Below are 15132 nucleotides of genomic sequence, written 5' to 3'. Positions count from 1 at the left end.
CCCCCGCCCGCGGGATCCGAGGATCCGACGGGTGGGGGCGCCTTCTGCGTGAGCGCCGCGCGGGCGGCGGCAGCGGGTCAGTGCGTGGACGGGTCCTGCTCGACCTCGGTGCGGTCGCCCGACCACAGCGTGTGGAAGGTGCCCTCCTTGTCGACGCGCTGGTAGGTGTGCGCGCCGAAGAAGTCGCGCTGGCCCTGCACGAGGGCGGCGGGCAGGCGGACCGAGGCGAGCGAGTCGTAGTACGACAGCGCGGCGCCGAAGCCGGGGATCGGCACGCCCGAGAGCGCGGCGGTGGAGACGATGCGGCGCCAGGCGGCCTCGCCGTTGGCGACGGCCTCGGCGAAGTACGGGTCCTCGAGCAGCGTCGTGATCTCCGCGTTCTCGGCGTACGCGTCGACGATGCGGTTGAGGAACTGGGCGCGGATGATGCAGCCCGCACGCCAGATCTTCGCGACGGCGCCCTTGTCGATCTCCCAGCCGTACTTCTCGGCGCCGGCGATGATCGCGTCGAAGCCCTGCGAGTAGGCGACGACCTTCGAGGCGTAGAGGGCGGCGCGGACGTCGTCCTCGAAGCCGTCGTAGAGGGCGACGGGGGTCGGGCGCGAGGTGACGCGCTTCTGCACGGCGGCGCGCTGCGCGGGCTTGGAGGAGACGGCGCGGGCGAAGACGGCCTCGGCGATGCCGCCGACGGGCACGCCCAGGTCGAGCGCGTTCTGCACGGTCCAGACTCCGGTGCCCTTCGAGCCGGCCTGGTCGAGCACGATGTCGAGGAAGGGCTTGCCGGTGTCGGCGTCGACCTGGCGGAGCACCTCGGCGGTGATCTCGATGAGGTACGACTCGAGGTCGCCCTTGTTCCAGGCGTCGAAGACGTCGGCGATCGCGGCGGGCTCGTGTCCGCCGACGGTGCGGAGCAGGTCGTAGGCCTCGGCGATGAGCTGCATGTCGGCGTACTCGATGCCGTTGTGGATCATCTTGACGAAGTGGCCCGCGCCGTCGGTGCCGATGTGGGTGACGCAGGGCTCGCCCTCGGCGACCGCGGCGATCGAGGCGAGGATCGGTCCGAGCGTCTTGTACGACTCGACCGAGCCGCCGGGCATGATCGACGGGCCCTTGAGCGCGCCCTCCTCGCCGCCGGAGATGCCGGTGCCGACGAAGTGGATGCCGGTCTCGCGGACGGCCTTCTCGCGGCGGATGGTGTCGGTGAACAGCGCGTTGCCGCCGTCGACGATGATGTCGCCGGGCTCGAACGCGGCGGTCAGCTGCTCGATCACGGCGTCGGTGCCGCGGCCGGCCTGGACCATGATGATCGCGGTGCGCGGGGTCTTGAGCGAGGCGGCGAAGTCCTCGATGGTCTCCGAGGCGACGAAGCCGGCCTCGGGGTGCTCGGTGATCAGCGTCTCGGTGCGCCCGTACGAGCGGTTGTAGACGGCGACGGTGTTGCCCTCGCGGCTGGCGAGGTTGCGGGCCAGGTTCGAGCCCATCACCGCCAGACCGACGACTCCGATGTTGGCTGTGGCGGTGGGCTGGTCAGACACGGTTCTCCTCGACGTACACGTTCAGGGTTGACGGATTCAGGCTAGCGCCGGGGTCGGACGCGCACCCGTGAGCGGCCGTGCACGGAGGTCGAACCTCTCGCGCACGGCCGTTCAGGAGTTCAGGCGCCGTGGCCCTCGGGGACGACCTCGGCGGGGATCGGCGGGCCGGGCGGGGTGCCGTCGCCGAAGGGGCGGCCGCCGAGCTCCTCGCGGTGCGAGGGGACGAGCCAGCCGGACAGGTCCGGTCCCTTCGGCACGACGCCGGTCGGGTTGATGTCGCGCTGCACCTCGTAGTAGTGCGACTTGATGTGCTGGAAGTCGATCGTGTCGCCGAAGCCCGGGGTCGCGAACAGGTCGCGGGCGTAGCCCCAGAGGGCCGGCATCGCCGAGACCAGGTTCCGGTTGGCCTTGAAGTGGCTGTAGTAGACGGCGTCGAAGCGGGCGAGCGTCGTGAAGAGGCGGACGTCCGCCTCGGTGATCGTGTCGCCGACGAGGTAGCGCTGGGTGCTCAGGCGCTCCTCCAGCCAGTCGAGCCGGGCCCAGAGTGCGTCGTAGGCCCGCTCGTACGACTTCTGCGAGCCCGCGAAGCCGCACTTGTAGACGCCGTTGTTGACGTCCTGGAAGACCAGCTCGGCGACCTCGTCGATCTCGTCGCGGTGCTTCTCCGGGTACAGGTCGGGTGCGCCGTCGCGGTGGAACTCCGTCCACTCCCGCGAGAAGTCCAGCGTCATGACCGGGTAGTCGTTGGTGACGACCTGGCCGGTGGGGATGTCCACGATCGCCGGCACGGTGATGCCGCGCGGGTAGTCGGGGAAGCGAGCGAGGAACGCGTCCTGCAGGCGCGGGATGCCGAGCACCGGGTCGACGCCGCCCGGGTCGAGGTCGAAGGTCCAGCTGCGCTTGTCGTGCGTCGGACCGCAGATGCCCATCGACAGGGCGTCCTCGAGGCCGAGCAGACGGCGGACGATCACGGCGCGGTTCGCCCACGGGCAGGCGCGCGAGACGACCAGCCGGTAGCGGCCCGCCTCCACCGGGTAGCCGTCGCGGCCGTCCGCGGTGATGCGGGTCGGGATGTAGTTGGTGTCGCGGTGGAAGCCGTTCTTCTCGACGTAGGAGCCGAAGTCGTCAGAAGTCATGCCCGCACGCTAGCCAGCCCGGCTGGGGGCGCGGTAGGGAGGGGCGGGCGCGGGTGGCGGCGCGGCCGCATCGCCGGTACAGTGGGCAGCTGAACTTCGGCGAGGGATGCCCACGCATCCGTGATCGACGCGGTGGAACCAGGCGAAGCGCTCCGAGAGGGGCGCCGCGGACTTTTCCTCACGCTGACATGCGTTCGAGTCGAAACCCCGTCCGCGGCCCCAGGCCGGGACCCGAGCAGGCGGCGCACGGCGCCGTCCAGGAGAACACCATGGCAGAACTCACCAACAAGGTCGTCGCCGAGGTCCGCACCTCGTTCGGCAAGGGAGCGGCCCGCAAGATCCGCGCCCAGAACAAGATCCCCGCGGTCCTCTACGGCCACGGCACCGAGCCCGTGCACGTCACGCTGCCCGGCCACCAGATCCTCCTGCTGACCCGCAAGGCGAACGCGATCCTCGAGCTCGACATCGAGGGCGTCGCCCAGACGTCGCTGGTCAAGGACATCCAGCGCGACCCGGTCCGCCAGATCATCGAGCACATCGACCTCGCGGTCATCCGTCTCGGCGAGAAGGTCTCGGTCGACATCCCCGTGCACGTCGAGGGTGAGGCCGCTCCCGGCACGCTCGTCTCCACCGAGGCGAACACGCTCTCGCTCGAGGTCGACGCCACGAAGATCCCGCAGAACGTCGTCGTCTCGGTCGAGGGACTCGAGGCCGGCACGCAGATCACCGCCGCCGACGTCACCCTCCCCGAGGGCGCGACGCTGCTCACCGACCCCGAGGCGCTCATCGTGAACGTCACCGAGGAGGTCGAGCAGGACCTGGGCGAGGAGGGCGAGCCCACCACGCCGGCCGAGCCCACCGAGGCCGCCGAGTAGTCGGAGCACCACCCGCACGGACGGGCCCGCCGCGATCGCGAGCGGGCCCGTTCCGCGTCCGGGGGCTGCGCCCCGCGGAGGACGTCGCTGCTGAGCGCATCGAGAAGAGGGAACGAGATGGGCGAGACCTGGCTGGTCGTCGGACTGGGCAACCCGGGCGCGCAGTACGCGCGCAACCGGCACAACGTGGGGCAGATGGTGCTTGACGAGCTCGCGACCCGGATCGGCGGCTCGTTCCGCCGGCACAACCGCGCGAACGCCGTGGTCGCCGAGGGCTTCCTCCGCCCCGGCGGGCCGAAGCTGATCCTCGGCAAGCCCAACAGCTTCATGAACCTCTCGGGCGGCCCGACCGCGCAGCTGCTCGACTTCTACTCCCTCGCGCCCGAGCGCCTGATCGTCGTGCACGACGAGCTCGACATCCCCTTCGACACCCTGCGCCTCAAGAACGGCGGCGGCCACGGCGGCCACAACGGCATCCGCGACATCCTCGCCGCGACCGACGGCGCCGATTTCCTCCGCGTGCGGGTCGGCATCGGCCGCCCACCCGGCCGCCAGCCCGCCGCCGACTTCGTCCTCAAGGACTTCGCCGGCCCCGAGCGCGAGAACCTCCCGATCCTGATCGCCGACGCCGCCGACGCCGTCGAGCTCATCGCCGACGCCGGCCTGCAGGCCGCCCAGCTGAAGGTGCACACGACCCCGTAGCGGCGTATCCCGAGACGGACGCTGCGCGGCCTCCTCGCCCAGCATGCTGCGGCTGGCGCGACCTCGCGAGGGGCGTGCAGTCCATGCTGGTCGAGTAGCCCGGAGGGGCGTATCGAGACCCGCCGACCTGAGGACGGTGGATCTACTTGGAAGAGACGCCCGCAGAACATGCTGGTCGAGTAGCCCCGCAGGGGCGTATCGAGACCCACCACCGCAAGGACATCGGTCTCTTCCCCGCCCTGCGCTGGCGCCGAAGGCGCCCCCTCCGCTCGATAGGGCCGCTGCGCGCCCTACTCGATCAGCATGCTTGCCGCTCATGCTGGTCGAGTAGCCCCAGAGGGGCGTATCGAGACCCACCGTCCTCAGCGCGGTGGATCCGCCCGCGCTACCGTGGAGCAGCCGACGCGAAGGAGCCGCCGTGAGCGAGTCGTTCTTCCGCGAGGTCGAGCCGCGTGCCTACGACGAGGACGACCTCCTCCCGCCCTCCGAGCTGCCCGCCTGGACCGGCCCGCCCTGGCACCGCATCCCGGGGACCGTGCTCCTCGAGCACGAGCTCGGCCGCTCCGCCACGACCGTCGTCTCGCTCGATCTCGCCCGCTGCTACGACGAGGGCGTGCTGCTCCGCCTGAGCGTCCGGATCGCCGACCCCGGCCGCCGTGCCCGCCAGCGCGTCTTCGAGTACCTCGAGCGCGCGCACGGCCGCGGGCAGCTCGACGAGCGCTTCGCCCCCGACGGTCTGCGCTGGGGCGCCTCCTTCGCCGACGGCCGCACGGTGACCACGCAGGACGAGTCCCCGTGGGCCTCCACTGCCGACGTCTTCGAGGCGCAGGTCGACGGCCCCGTCCTCGAGGGCGACGGACGCCCCGACGTGAACCGCGACACCTGGTCCCGCGACTTCTGGCTCTGGCCCCTCCCACCCCTCCCCACCCTCCGCCTCGCCGTCGAGTGGCCCTCCCGCGCCATCCCCGAGACGGTCACCACTCTCCCCGCGTCCCCCTTCCTCACCGCCTCCCACCGCACCCGCCCCCTCTTCCCCTCCTCCTGACGGCCCCGCTCCGACCCGTCACGAACGGCTGCTCCAGCTCCCCTCAGGCGACCACTGACGACCGATCGATTCCGCCCCTTTCCCGAATGCCGAGCCGATCCGTCAGAAACGGTCGCCCCAACCGCTCCCGGACAACCACTCCTGACGGATCAATGTCCAGCACCCGGCAGACCAGCCGACCACCCCGAAGGCGAATTCGAAATCGCGTGCCAAGCGATTTCGAGCAGCCGAACGCAGGACGCTCTGCGGAACGCAACTCGTCGCGAAGCCGACCGCGCTGCGCCGGGCGGGGACCGGCGCAGACCGACGTCCGACACCGCATGGTGTCGGACGTCGGCAGTAAACTCGGTCGGTGCCTCTCAACCGGATCATCTCGGCGCTCTCGCGCGCCTCCACGTTCGACGACGCTCTCGCGTTCGCGATCCGCGACGCCGATTTCTCCGTGGCCGACGGCCTCCGCGTCCCCCTGCTGGCGGGCCTCCTGGAGCGCCGCGCCGAGGCCGATCGTCCGCAGGCCGCCCTCGTCGTCACCGCGACGGGCCGCGACTCCGAGAACATCCGCGCGTCGCTCAGCTGCGTGCTGCCGGACGCCGAGGTCGTCGAGTTCCCGGCCTGGGAGACGCTGCCGCACGAGCGCCTCAGCCCGAGCGCCGAGATCGTCGGCCGGCGCCTCGACGCGCTGCGCCGGATGAAGACCTGGTCCGGGGAGAAGCCGCTCGTCGTCGTCGCCTCGGTGCGCGCCGCGCTGCAGCCGGTCGCCGACAACCTCGCCGACATCGCGCCGATCCGCCTGGTCAAGGGCGGCCGCGGCTACGACCTCGGCCGGATCTCGTCCGAGCTGGTCGACCTCGCCTACTCGCGCGTCGACATGGTCACCCGCCGCGGCGAGTTCGCCGTCCGCGGCGGCATCCTCGACGTCTTCCCGGCCGTGGCCGAGCACCCCAGCCGCATCGACTTCTTCGGCGACGAGGTCGACTCGATCCGCGGCTTCTCCGTCGCCGACCAGCGCTCGCTGCCGGGGGAGGCCGAGTCCGTCGTGCTGCCGCCGAGCCGCGAGCTGCTGCTCGTGCCGGCCGTCCGCCAGCGCGCCCGCGAGATGCTGCACGAGTTCCCCAGCCTCTCCGCGATGCTCGCGAAGATCGCGGAGGGCATCCCGGTCGAGGGGATGGAGTCGCTCGCCCCCGCGCTGCTGGAGCGCCTCGTCCCCATCTCGCACTACCTCCCGGCCGGCGCCGCGGTGGCCGTGCTCGCTCCGGAGCGAGTCGCCACCCGCGCGATCAGCCTCGCCGAGACGAACCGCGAGTTCCTCCAGGCCGCGTGGAGCGCCGCGACCGCCGGCGCCGAGGCCCCGATCGATCTGGCCTCCGGCGAGTTCATCTCGCTCGGCGCCCTCCGCGACGCCGTCAAGTTCAGCGCCCCCGGCGCCGAGACCCCCGACCACCCGTGGTGGACGATGAGCACCTTCCGCCAGGGCCCTGCCGCCGGTGAGGCCGAGGTGCTGCCGGAGGAGCTCGGGATCGACGAGATCCTGGCCGTCCGCGTCGACGGCGAGCCCGTGCCCGGCTTCGGCGGCGCGGTCGAGGGCGCCCTCGCGCACGTGCGCGCCCGCCTCGCCGAGGGCTGGAGCGTCGTGCTCACCGCACCCGGCCCCGGCACGGTCGAGCGCACCGACCAGGTGCTCGCCGAGCACGAGGTCGCCGCCCGCATCGTCCCCGACCTGCCCGCCGAGCTCGAGCCCGGCCTCGCCTACGTGCTGCAGGCCAATGTCGACCACGGCTTCGAGGTCGACGGCGCCAAGGTCGCCCTGCTCACCGACACCGAGTTCTACGGCCGCACCGTCGGCTACGACTCGCGCGCCGTCAAGAAGCTCGCGTCGCGCCGCAAGAACGTCGTCGATCCGCTGCAGTTGAACCCCGGCGACTTCGTCGTGCACGCCACCCACGGCATCGGCCGCTTCGTCGAGCTCTCGCAGCGCGAGGTCTCCAGCGGCGGGCGCAACGCCGTGAAGACCCGGCGCGAGTACCTCGTCCTCGAGTACGCGCCCAGCAAGCGCGGCTTCCCGGGCGACAAGCTGCTCGTCCCCACCGACCAGCTCGACCTCCTCTCCCGCTACGTCGGCGGCGAGGCCCCCGCGCTGAGCAAGATGGGCGGCAGCGACTGGGCGCAGGCCAAGAGCAAGGCGCGCCGCGCGGTCCGCGACATCGCGGTCGAGCTGGTCAAGCTCTACTCCGCCCGGATGGCCTCGCGCGGACACTCGTTCCCGCCGGACACGCCGTGGCAGCGCGAGCTGGAGGAGGCGTTCCCGTTCGCGGAGACCCCCGACCAGCTCACCGTGATCGACGAGGTCAAGGCCGACATGGAGCGGCCGATCCCGATGGACCGCCTGCTCTCCGGCGACGTGGGCTTCGGCAAGACCGAGGTCGCCGTGCGCGCCGCGTTCAAGGCGATCCAGGACGGCAAGCAGGTCGCGATGCTCGTGCCGACCACGCTGCTCGTGCGCCAGCACCTCGAGACGTTCCAGGAGCGCTTCGCCGGCTTCCCGGTGCACCTGCGCGCCCTCAGCCGCTTCCAGAGCGCGAAGGAGTCGAAGGAGACGATCGAGGGCCTCGCCGACGGCACCGTCGACATGGTCATCGCGACGCACCGACTCCTCAGCGACAACATCGTCTTCAAGGACCTCGGCCTGCTCGTGATCGACGAGGAGCAGCGCTTCGGCGTCGAGCACAAGGAGAAGCTGAAGGCGCTGAAGAAGAACGTCGACATCCTCTCGATGAGCGCCACGCCCATCCCGCGCACGCTCGAGATGGCGGTCACCGGCATCCGCGAGATGTCGACGCTCGCGACGCCGCCGGAGGAGCGCCACCCGATCCTCACCTTCGTCGGCCCGTACTCGGAGAAGCAGGTCTCGGCCGCGATCCGGCGCGAGCTGCTGCGCGAGGGCCAGGTGTTCTTCGTGCACAACCGCGTCTCGACGATCAACCGCGTCGCCGCGCAGCTCGCCGAGCTGGTGCCGGAGGCGCGCATCGCCGTCGCGCACGGCAAGCTCAGCGAGTCGCAGCTCGAGCGGATCATCGTCGACTTCTGGGAGCGCAAGTTCGACGTGCTCGTCTCGACGACCATCGTCGAGACCGGCCTCGACATCCCGAACGCGAACACGCTGATCGTCGACCGCGCCGACAAGTACGGCCTCTCGCAGCTGCACCAGCTGCGCGGTCGCGTCGGCCGCGGCCGCGAGCGCGCCTACGCCTACCTGCTCTACGACGAGATGAAGCCGCTGTCGGAGACCGCGCACGACCGCCTGCAGACGCTCGCCGCCAACTCCGACCTCGGTGGCGGCATGCAGATCGCGCTGAAGGACCTCGAGATCCGCGGCGCGGGCAACCTGCTCGGCGGCGAGCAGTCCGGCCACATCCAGGGCGTCGGCTTCGACCTCTACCTGCGGATGATCGGCGAGGCCGTCGACGGCTTCCGCGGCGAGGTCGCGGAGGGCCAGACCGAGCTGCGGCTCGAGCTGCCGGTCGACGCGCGGATCCCGGAGGAGTACGTCGACAGCGAGCGGCTGCGCCTGGAGGCGTACCAGAAGCTGTCCGCGGCGACCTCGCCGACCGCGAAGGAGGGCAGCGTCGACCTCGTGGTCGAGGAGCTGACCGACCGGTACGGCGAGCTGCCCGAGGCCGTCGAGAACCTCGTCCTGGTCTCGCGGCTGCGGATGCGCGCCCAGCGCGCCGGCCTCAGCGACGTGGTGGCGATGGGCTCGAACGTCCGCGTCGCCCCGGCGCACCTCGCCGACTCGATCCAGGTACGCCTGCGCCGGATGTATCCGACCGCGAAGTACCTGCAGCAGGCGAACGCCGTGGTCGTGCCGATGCCGGTGCTCGACGGCGTCCCGCTCGGCGACCGCGCGCTGATCGACTGGGTCGCGAACCTGCTCGACGCGCTCTTCCCCGAGCCCGCCGCCGTCGCGAGCTGACCGCCGCCGCGCCGCCCGCGCGCCGGTTCCGACCCCGAACGAAGGACCGATCATGACCGCCTCCGACGAGCACTCCGTCCCGCCGCGCATCCCCGGCCCCGACGAGCCGAGCATCCCCGAGCTCGAGGAGGACGAGACGATCGCCCCCCGCCCCGAGGAGGAGGCCGCCGACCTCGACCGCGCGACCCCCGACCTCGCCCCGCACCCCGAGGGCTAGCCCTCCCCGCGAGATGCCACTTGTGCACGCGACACGCCGTGAAAAGCGTGCACAAGTGGCATTTCGCGGCGGGGATCAGGACGTGAAGTGGGCCCGGACCTCGGCCTGCCAGCGGGCGCGGTCCTCGTCGGAGATGAAGGCGGCGTCGAAGGAGTTGAGCGCGAGGCGCTCGAGTTGGGCGTCGTCCATGCCGAGCTCCTCGACCAGCGCACGGTAGTTCGCGTCGACGTAGCCGCCGAAGTAGGGCGGGTCGTCGCTCGAGACGGTGACGATCAGCCCCGCGTCGAGCATCGCCGGCAGCGGGTGGTCCTTCATCGTGTCGACGGCGCGCAGCGCCACGTTCGACAGCGGGCAGACCGTGATCGGCACTCCCTGCACCCGGAGCATCGTCACGACCGCCGGGTCCTCCATCGCGCGGATGCCGTGGTCGATCCGCTCCACCTTCAGCAGCTCGAGGGTCTCGGCGACCGTCTCCGGGCCGCCCTCCTCGCCCGCGTGCGCGACCAGGTGCAGCCCCTCCGCCGCGGCCCGCGCGTAGACGTCGACGAACAGCTCCGGCCCGAAGCCGACCTCGTTCGAGTCGAGCCCCACGCCGATGATGTGCTCGCGGTAGGGGAGGATCGCCGTCAGCATCTCGTCGGCCGCGTCAGCCCCGAGGTCGCGCAGGAAGCACATGATCAGGTCGGTCGAGATGCCATGCGTCTCCTCGCTCCGCCCGAGCGCACGGGTGAGCCCGGCCATCACGACGTCGAGCGCGACCCCGTTTCCCAGGTGCGTCTGCGGATCGAAGAAGATCTCCGCGCGGCGGACGTTGGCGAGCTTCGCGCGGTCGAGGTAGCCGGTGGCCAGCTCGAAGAAGTCGCGCTCCGTCTTCAGGACGGTGAGGTTCGAGTAGTGCAGCTCGAGGAAGGAGGCGAGGTCCTGGAAGGCGTAGCGCGCGCGCAGGGCGTCGAGGTCCTCGGTCGGCAGCGCGATGCCGTTGCGGCGCGCCATCTCGACGATGTGCTCGGGCTCGATCGTGCCCTCGATGTGGATGTGCAGCTCGGCGCTCGGCGGCGCTCCGCGATCGAGGGCGGTGCCGGTGGCGGGAGGCGTGAGAGTCACGGTGGCGTTCCTGTTCCGGGCCGCGGTCGCGCCCCGCGGTCACCGTAGTCGGCGCGTGTTACGCGCCGATGACCGGCGGATGTGCGGCCCGCGACGACGGCACTGCGTCGGTCATCCACGGATCAGTCCACAGGGCGGATGCGAGGATGGCCGGGTGACCGCGCATCCCCGGCTCGACGAGCTCATCCGCACCGTCCACGTCCTCCGCGCCCCGGGTGGCTGCCCGTGGGACGCCGAGCAGACCCACGAGTCGCTCGTGCGCTACCTGATCGAGGAGTCGCACGAGCTGGTCGACGCGATCGAGGCGGGCGACCGGGCCGACCTGATCGAGGAGCTCGGCGACGTGCTCTACCAGGTGCTCTTCCACTCCGACCTCGCCGCCGACGGACCGGAGCCGTTCACCATCGAGGACGTCGCGGCGCACATGAACGCCAAGATGATCGGCCGCCACCCGCACGTCTTCGGCGACGCGACCGCGGAGACCGCCGACGACGTCATCGCCGTCTGGGACGAGCTGAAGAAGACCGAGAAGCCGCACCGGACGAGCGTCCTCGACGGGATTCCGCAGGGCATGCCCGCGCTCGCGCTGGCCGACAAGGTGATCGGCAAGGCGACCACGCTCGGCATCGTCGACGCGGGGGAGGGGCCGCTGCCGATCGAGTCGGAGGAGGACCTCGGCCCGCTGCTGCTCGCGATCGTCGCCTCGGCCCGCGCGCAGGGGCTCGACGCGGAGCGGGCGCTGCGCACGGCGACGCGCGACCTGCAGGAGGAGATCCGAGCGGTGGAGCTGGAGCGCCGGGAGGGGTAGCTGCCGTCTCGAGTGCTGACCACGGGGATCTCGATACGCCCGCTCCGCGGCCTACTCGATCAACATGAGTCGCGGGCCGCTCGGCCAGCAGGGAGCACGTGCGGCTGGACGCGCGTACGGCCTTTCATGCTGGTCGAGTAGCCGCGGAGCGGCGTATCGAGACCCCAGGTCTCCGGAACGGTGGATCTCGATACGCCCGCTGCGCGGGCTACTCGATCAGCACGAGTGGCCGCCCGTCAGGCCACGCGCCGCCCGCGGGGCAGGCGTGCCGCCGGCGTCGCCGTCCGGCGGATCGCGCCGAGCAGCAGTCCGACCGCCAGCACCAGCTGCAGCGCCAGCCCGACGAACCAGGACGGCACCGTCGACCCGAAGACCTCCTCAGGTGTGCTCGGTCGCGACGAATCGGTGTAGCCGGACGTGCAAGAGATCTCGACCACCGGCTCCGGAGCGATCTGCGCCTGCCGCACCAGCAGCGAGACGCCGCTGAAGAGGTCCTCCGGTGACCCGTAGAGACCGAGCCGCGGTGGAACGGCGTCCGCGAGGACGACGAACGGGTTCAGCGCGAGGAGTCCCCAGTAGTAGTCGGCGCGGGGCACGTTCGTCTCGAAGTCGTCGCCGCAGAAGCCGCCCTCGCCCGCGGTGTACACCGTGCGCTGCTCCGTCTGCGTGACCGCCGTCAGCAGCCCGAACGCGATCAGCGATCCGATGCTCAGCGCCGCCACCACCAGGTACGTCGTGACGACCGACATCAGCGGCCGGTCGAGGATCCCGCTGAGCCCCACTCCGATCGCCGCGACCACGCCCAGCTGCACCGCGAGCACCAGCACCGACACCGACGCCGAGGCGAAGGACACCCCGCCGACGAGCACGGCGACGATCAGGAACGGCACGGTGCTCGCGAGGAACGCCAGCGCGACCAGCCAGGCCGAGACGAACTTGCCGAGCACGAGCTGCGCCGTCGTGACGAGGGTGACCTGCGTCGTCGCGAGCGTGCCGGCGTCGCGGTCACCGTTGACGGCCGTGCCGGACAGGGCGGGCGTCACCAGGCTGCCGAGCAGCAGCACGAAGTAGACGAGGATCGAGTAGATCCAGCCGCCCACGACGGCGCCGCTGCCCGAGAAGACGCCGGTCGCGACGACCAGCAGTCCGGTGACCGCGCCGACCAGCAGGAAGAACAGCCCGAGCAGCACGAACGACGAGGCGCCGCGCACGCGCTGCGCGAGTTCGAGGCCGAGGACGATGCGGAGGCCCTGCAGGAAGGGCAGCGGCCGCGCGGTGGTCTCGGCGCTCATCGGGCGTCCTCCTCGTTCTCGGCGGCCGGTTTCGCGGCACTCCCCGGCTCCCCGGCCGAGCGGGTCAGGTCCGAGAAGGTGTGCTCCAGCTCGCCGACCGCCGGGGCGAACCGGCTGACCGCGACTCCCGCCGACACCAGCCGGCCCAGCAGCTCGGCCGCCGCCGCGTCGTTGACGACCGGCACGAGCGCCGCGTCGCGCTCCACCCGCACCGGCACCCCGGTCAGCCGCTCGACGACCGCCGCCAGCTCCGCGCCGCGGGGCCGCACCGCGTCGATCCGCCAGGCGCGCAGCGCCCGCGACGCCTTCGCGACCGCCTCACGTGAGGCCGTCGCCCCGCCGTCCAGGTAGACCGCCGCGGTCGCCATCTCGTCGAGTTCGGACAGCACGTGGCTCGAGACGAGCACCGTGCGCCCCTCGCTCGCGAGCCGCACGACCAAGTCGCGCAGCGCGATCCGCGCGCCCGGGTCGAGCCCGGAGGCCGGCTCGTCGAGCACCAGCACCGACGGGTCGTGCACGAGCGCGCGGGCGAGGCTCAGCCGCTGCTTCTGCCCGCGCGAGAGCACCCGGGTGGGCCGGTCGCCGAACTCGACCAGGTCGACGAGTCCGAGCAGCGCGTCAGCACGGGCCTCGGCGTCCGGGCGCGGCAGCCCGTACAGCTGCCCGGTGGTGCGGAGCGTCTCCCGGCAGGTCATGCTCGCCCAGGAGCCGAGGACGTCGGGCATCCAGCCGAGCGCGGCGCGCACCGCGGCGGGCTCCTCGACCGGATCGTGCCCGGCGACGCGGAGTCGTCCGGCGTCGGGTCGCAGCAGCGTCGCGAGCAGCAGCATCAGCGTCGTCTTGCCCGCGCCGTTGGGCCCGATCAGCGCGGTGACCTCACCGGGCCGGGCCTCGAAGCTGGCGTCGCGCACGGCGTGCACGGAGCCGAACGCCCGCGACACCCCCTCCGCGACGATGCCGGCATCAGCGTGCGTCTCCATCGAGTCCCCCTCGTCGAATCGCGGCGATCCCCCTGACCGCGCGAGCGCGGCGAGCCTAGCCGACGCCCCCGACCGGCCGGACGACCGCGGCGCGGAGGGCCGGAGAACACCGGTCGACGGTCTGGGAGAATCGCCGCATGGCTTCTGCGATCACCCCGCCCCGCGGCATGCGCGACTTCCTCCCGGCCGACAAGGCGAAGCGCGAGCACGCGCTCGGAGTGATCCGCCGGGTCTACGCGGCGCACGGCTTCGACGAGATCGAGACCCCGGTGGTCGAGGACTTCGAGCGACTGCACTCCGGCCTCGGCGGCGACAACGAGAAGCTCGCCTTCAGCGTGCTGCGCCGTGGGATCTCGCACGACGACCTCGCGGCAGCGGCCGCGGCGGACGACGCCTCGGCGCTGGCCGACCTCGGCCTCCGCTTCGACCTCACCGTCCCGCTCGCCCGCTTCTACGCCAGCCACCGCGCCGAGCTGCCGACGGTCTTCCGCTCCGTCCAGATCGCGCCGGTCTGGCGCGCCGAGCGCCCGCAGAAGGGCCGCTACCGCCAGTTCGTGCAGTGCGACATCGACATCATCGGCGAGCCCGGCCAGCTGGCCGAGGTCGAGCTGATCACCGCGACGGCCGCCGCGCTCGACACCCTGGGCCTCCGCGAGTGCACCATCCGGATCAACGACCGCCGGATCCTCACCGGCATCCTCGAGCACTGCGGCTTCGCCCCCGAGCGCTTCGGCCCCGCCCTCATCTCGATCGACAAGCTCGACAAGATCGGGGCGAGCGGAGTCGTCGCCGAGCTCGAGGCCGACGGACCGGACGCCGCGGCGGTGCTCGGCGGCTACCTCGCCCGCATCGAGGCCGCCGTCGCCGCCGGGGGAGTGGCGCTCGAGCAGTCCGCGATCCTGGGCGTGCTGCCCGAGGGCATCGACCCGGAGGCGGTGCTCGCCCTCGAGACGCTCGCCCGGTCGCTGCGCTCACTGCCGACCGGCGTCTCGCTCCGCTTCGATCCCACGCTGGTGCGCGGGATGGGCTACTACACCGGCACCATCTTCGAGATCGCGCACCCCTCCTCCGGCTCGTCCGTCGGCGGCGGCGGCCGCTACGACGGCATGATCGGGCGCTTCCTCGGCCAGGACGTGCCGGCCTGCGGCTTCTCCATCGGCTTCGAGCGGATCGTCGAGCTGATCGACGTCCCGCTGGACGAGCGGCCGGACGCGGTCGTCCTCGTGCACGAGCGCGACGCCGCCCCCGAGCTGCTGCTCGCGCTCAAGCAGGAGCTGATCGCCGCGGGCGCCCGCGTGCGCCTCGAGCGCCGCGCCAAGAACCTCACGCCGCTGCTCGACCGGGCCGCCTCCGCCGGTTTCACGCGCTTCGCCCTCGTGCCCCGCGACGCCGCGACGGCCGCGGATCTCGCCTTCAAGCCGCTCGGCTGAGCTGAGAGGCGCCTCAGCCGATCCGCCGGGAGAGACGG

General features: G+C 72.0%; 12 protein-coding genes. 7 read left to right on the top strand and 5 right to left on the bottom strand.

Features of this window, described 5'->3' with window-relative positions:
* Positions 1–77: 77 nt before the first annotated feature.
* Positions 78–1535 carry an NADP-dependent phosphogluconate dehydrogenase gene (gene gndA, locus HQQ86_RS08880; protein ID WP_173287775.1) on the bottom strand — a complete coding sequence of 486 codons (1458 nt, stop codon included), beginning with the start codon at positions 1533–1535 and terminating at the stop codon, positions 78–80.
* A gap of 119 nt (positions 1536–1654) precedes the next feature.
* A complete protein-coding gene (locus HQQ86_RS08875) occupies positions 1655–2671 on the bottom strand; it encodes a glutathione S-transferase family protein (protein WP_173287774.1) in 1017 nt (338 codons plus the stop codon).
* Positions 2672–2940: 269 nt separating this feature from the next.
* Here HQQ86_RS08875 and HQQ86_RS08870 point away from each other — a divergent pair, with 269 nt between their 5' ends.
* The 5 genes from HQQ86_RS08870 to HQQ86_RS08850 all read left to right on the top strand — a co-directional run bounded on the left by HQQ86_RS08870 (position 2941) and on the right by HQQ86_RS08850 (position 9480).
* Positions 2941–3546 (top strand): 50S ribosomal protein L25/general stress protein Ctc, encoded by a 606-nt coding sequence (locus tag HQQ86_RS08870; protein WP_123447622.1) that lies wholly within the window; start codon positions 2941–2943, stop codon positions 3544–3546.
* 117 nt (positions 3547–3663) lie between these two features.
* The gene (gene pth, locus HQQ86_RS08865; protein ID WP_123737724.1) at positions 3664–4248 is read left to right on the top strand and encodes an aminoacyl-tRNA hydrolase; all 585 of its coding nucleotides are present in this window, start codon (positions 3664–3666) and stop codon (positions 4246–4248) included.
* A 418-nt stretch (positions 4249–4666) separates the two neighbouring features.
* The gene (locus HQQ86_RS08860) at positions 4667–5293 is read left to right on the top strand and encodes a hypothetical protein (protein ID WP_173287773.1); all 627 of its coding nucleotides are present in this window, start codon (positions 4667–4669) and stop codon (positions 5291–5293) included.
* A gap of 352 nt (positions 5294–5645) precedes the next feature.
* Positions 5646–9263, top strand: coding sequence for a transcription-repair coupling factor (gene mfd / locus HQQ86_RS08855; RefSeq protein ID WP_173287772.1), 3618 nt, complete (start codon positions 5646–5648; stop codon positions 9261–9263).
* A 52-nt stretch (positions 9264–9315) separates the two neighbouring features.
* The gene (locus HQQ86_RS08850; RefSeq protein ID WP_159422277.1) at positions 9316–9480 is read left to right on the top strand and encodes a hypothetical protein; all 165 of its coding nucleotides are present in this window, start codon (positions 9316–9318) and stop codon (positions 9478–9480) included.
* A gap of 75 nt (positions 9481–9555) precedes the next feature.
* Here the strand turns inward: HQQ86_RS08850 and HQQ86_RS08845 are convergent, their stop codons facing one another.
* Positions 9556–10584, bottom strand: coding sequence for an adenosine deaminase (locus tag HQQ86_RS08845; RefSeq protein WP_173287771.1), 1029 nt, complete (start codon positions 10582–10584; stop codon positions 9556–9558).
* 154 nt (positions 10585–10738) lie between these two features.
* Here HQQ86_RS08845 and HQQ86_RS08840 point away from each other — a divergent pair, with 154 nt between their 5' ends.
* On the top strand, positions 10739–11392 hold the full coding sequence (locus HQQ86_RS08840) for a MazG family protein (protein WP_367948601.1): 654 nt from the start codon (positions 10739–10741) through the stop codon (positions 11390–11392).
* Between the two features lie 236 nt (positions 11393–11628).
* On the opposite strand, the gene HQQ86_RS08835 is transcribed toward HQQ86_RS08840, so the two are convergent.
* Together HQQ86_RS08835 and HQQ86_RS08830 are read right to left on the bottom strand one after the other, a co-directional pair.
* Positions 11629–12684, bottom strand: coding sequence for an ABC transporter permease (locus HQQ86_RS08835; protein WP_254071983.1), 1056 nt, complete (start codon positions 12682–12684; stop codon positions 11629–11631).
* On the bottom strand, positions 12681–13664 hold the full coding sequence (locus HQQ86_RS08830; RefSeq protein ID WP_173287770.1) for an ABC transporter ATP-binding protein: 984 nt from the start codon (positions 13662–13664) through the stop codon (positions 12681–12683). Before HQQ86_RS08830 ends, HQQ86_RS08835 begins: the two co-directional genes overlap by 4 nt.
* Before the next feature lie 137 nt (positions 13665–13801).
* Here HQQ86_RS08830 and hisS point away from each other — a divergent pair, with 137 nt between their 5' ends.
* Positions 13802–15094, top strand: a complete 1293-nt coding sequence (hisS, locus tag HQQ86_RS08825) for a histidine--tRNA ligase (protein WP_173287769.1) — start codon at positions 13802–13804, stop codon at positions 15092–15094.
* Positions 15095–15132: the final 38 nt, after the last annotated feature.

Source organism: Rathayibacter sp. VKM Ac-2857 (assembly GCF_013205025.1).
GTDB lineage: Bacteria > Actinomycetota > Actinomycetes > Actinomycetales > Microbacteriaceae > Rathayibacter.
This window is presented reverse-complemented; position numbering and strand designations above follow the sequence as displayed.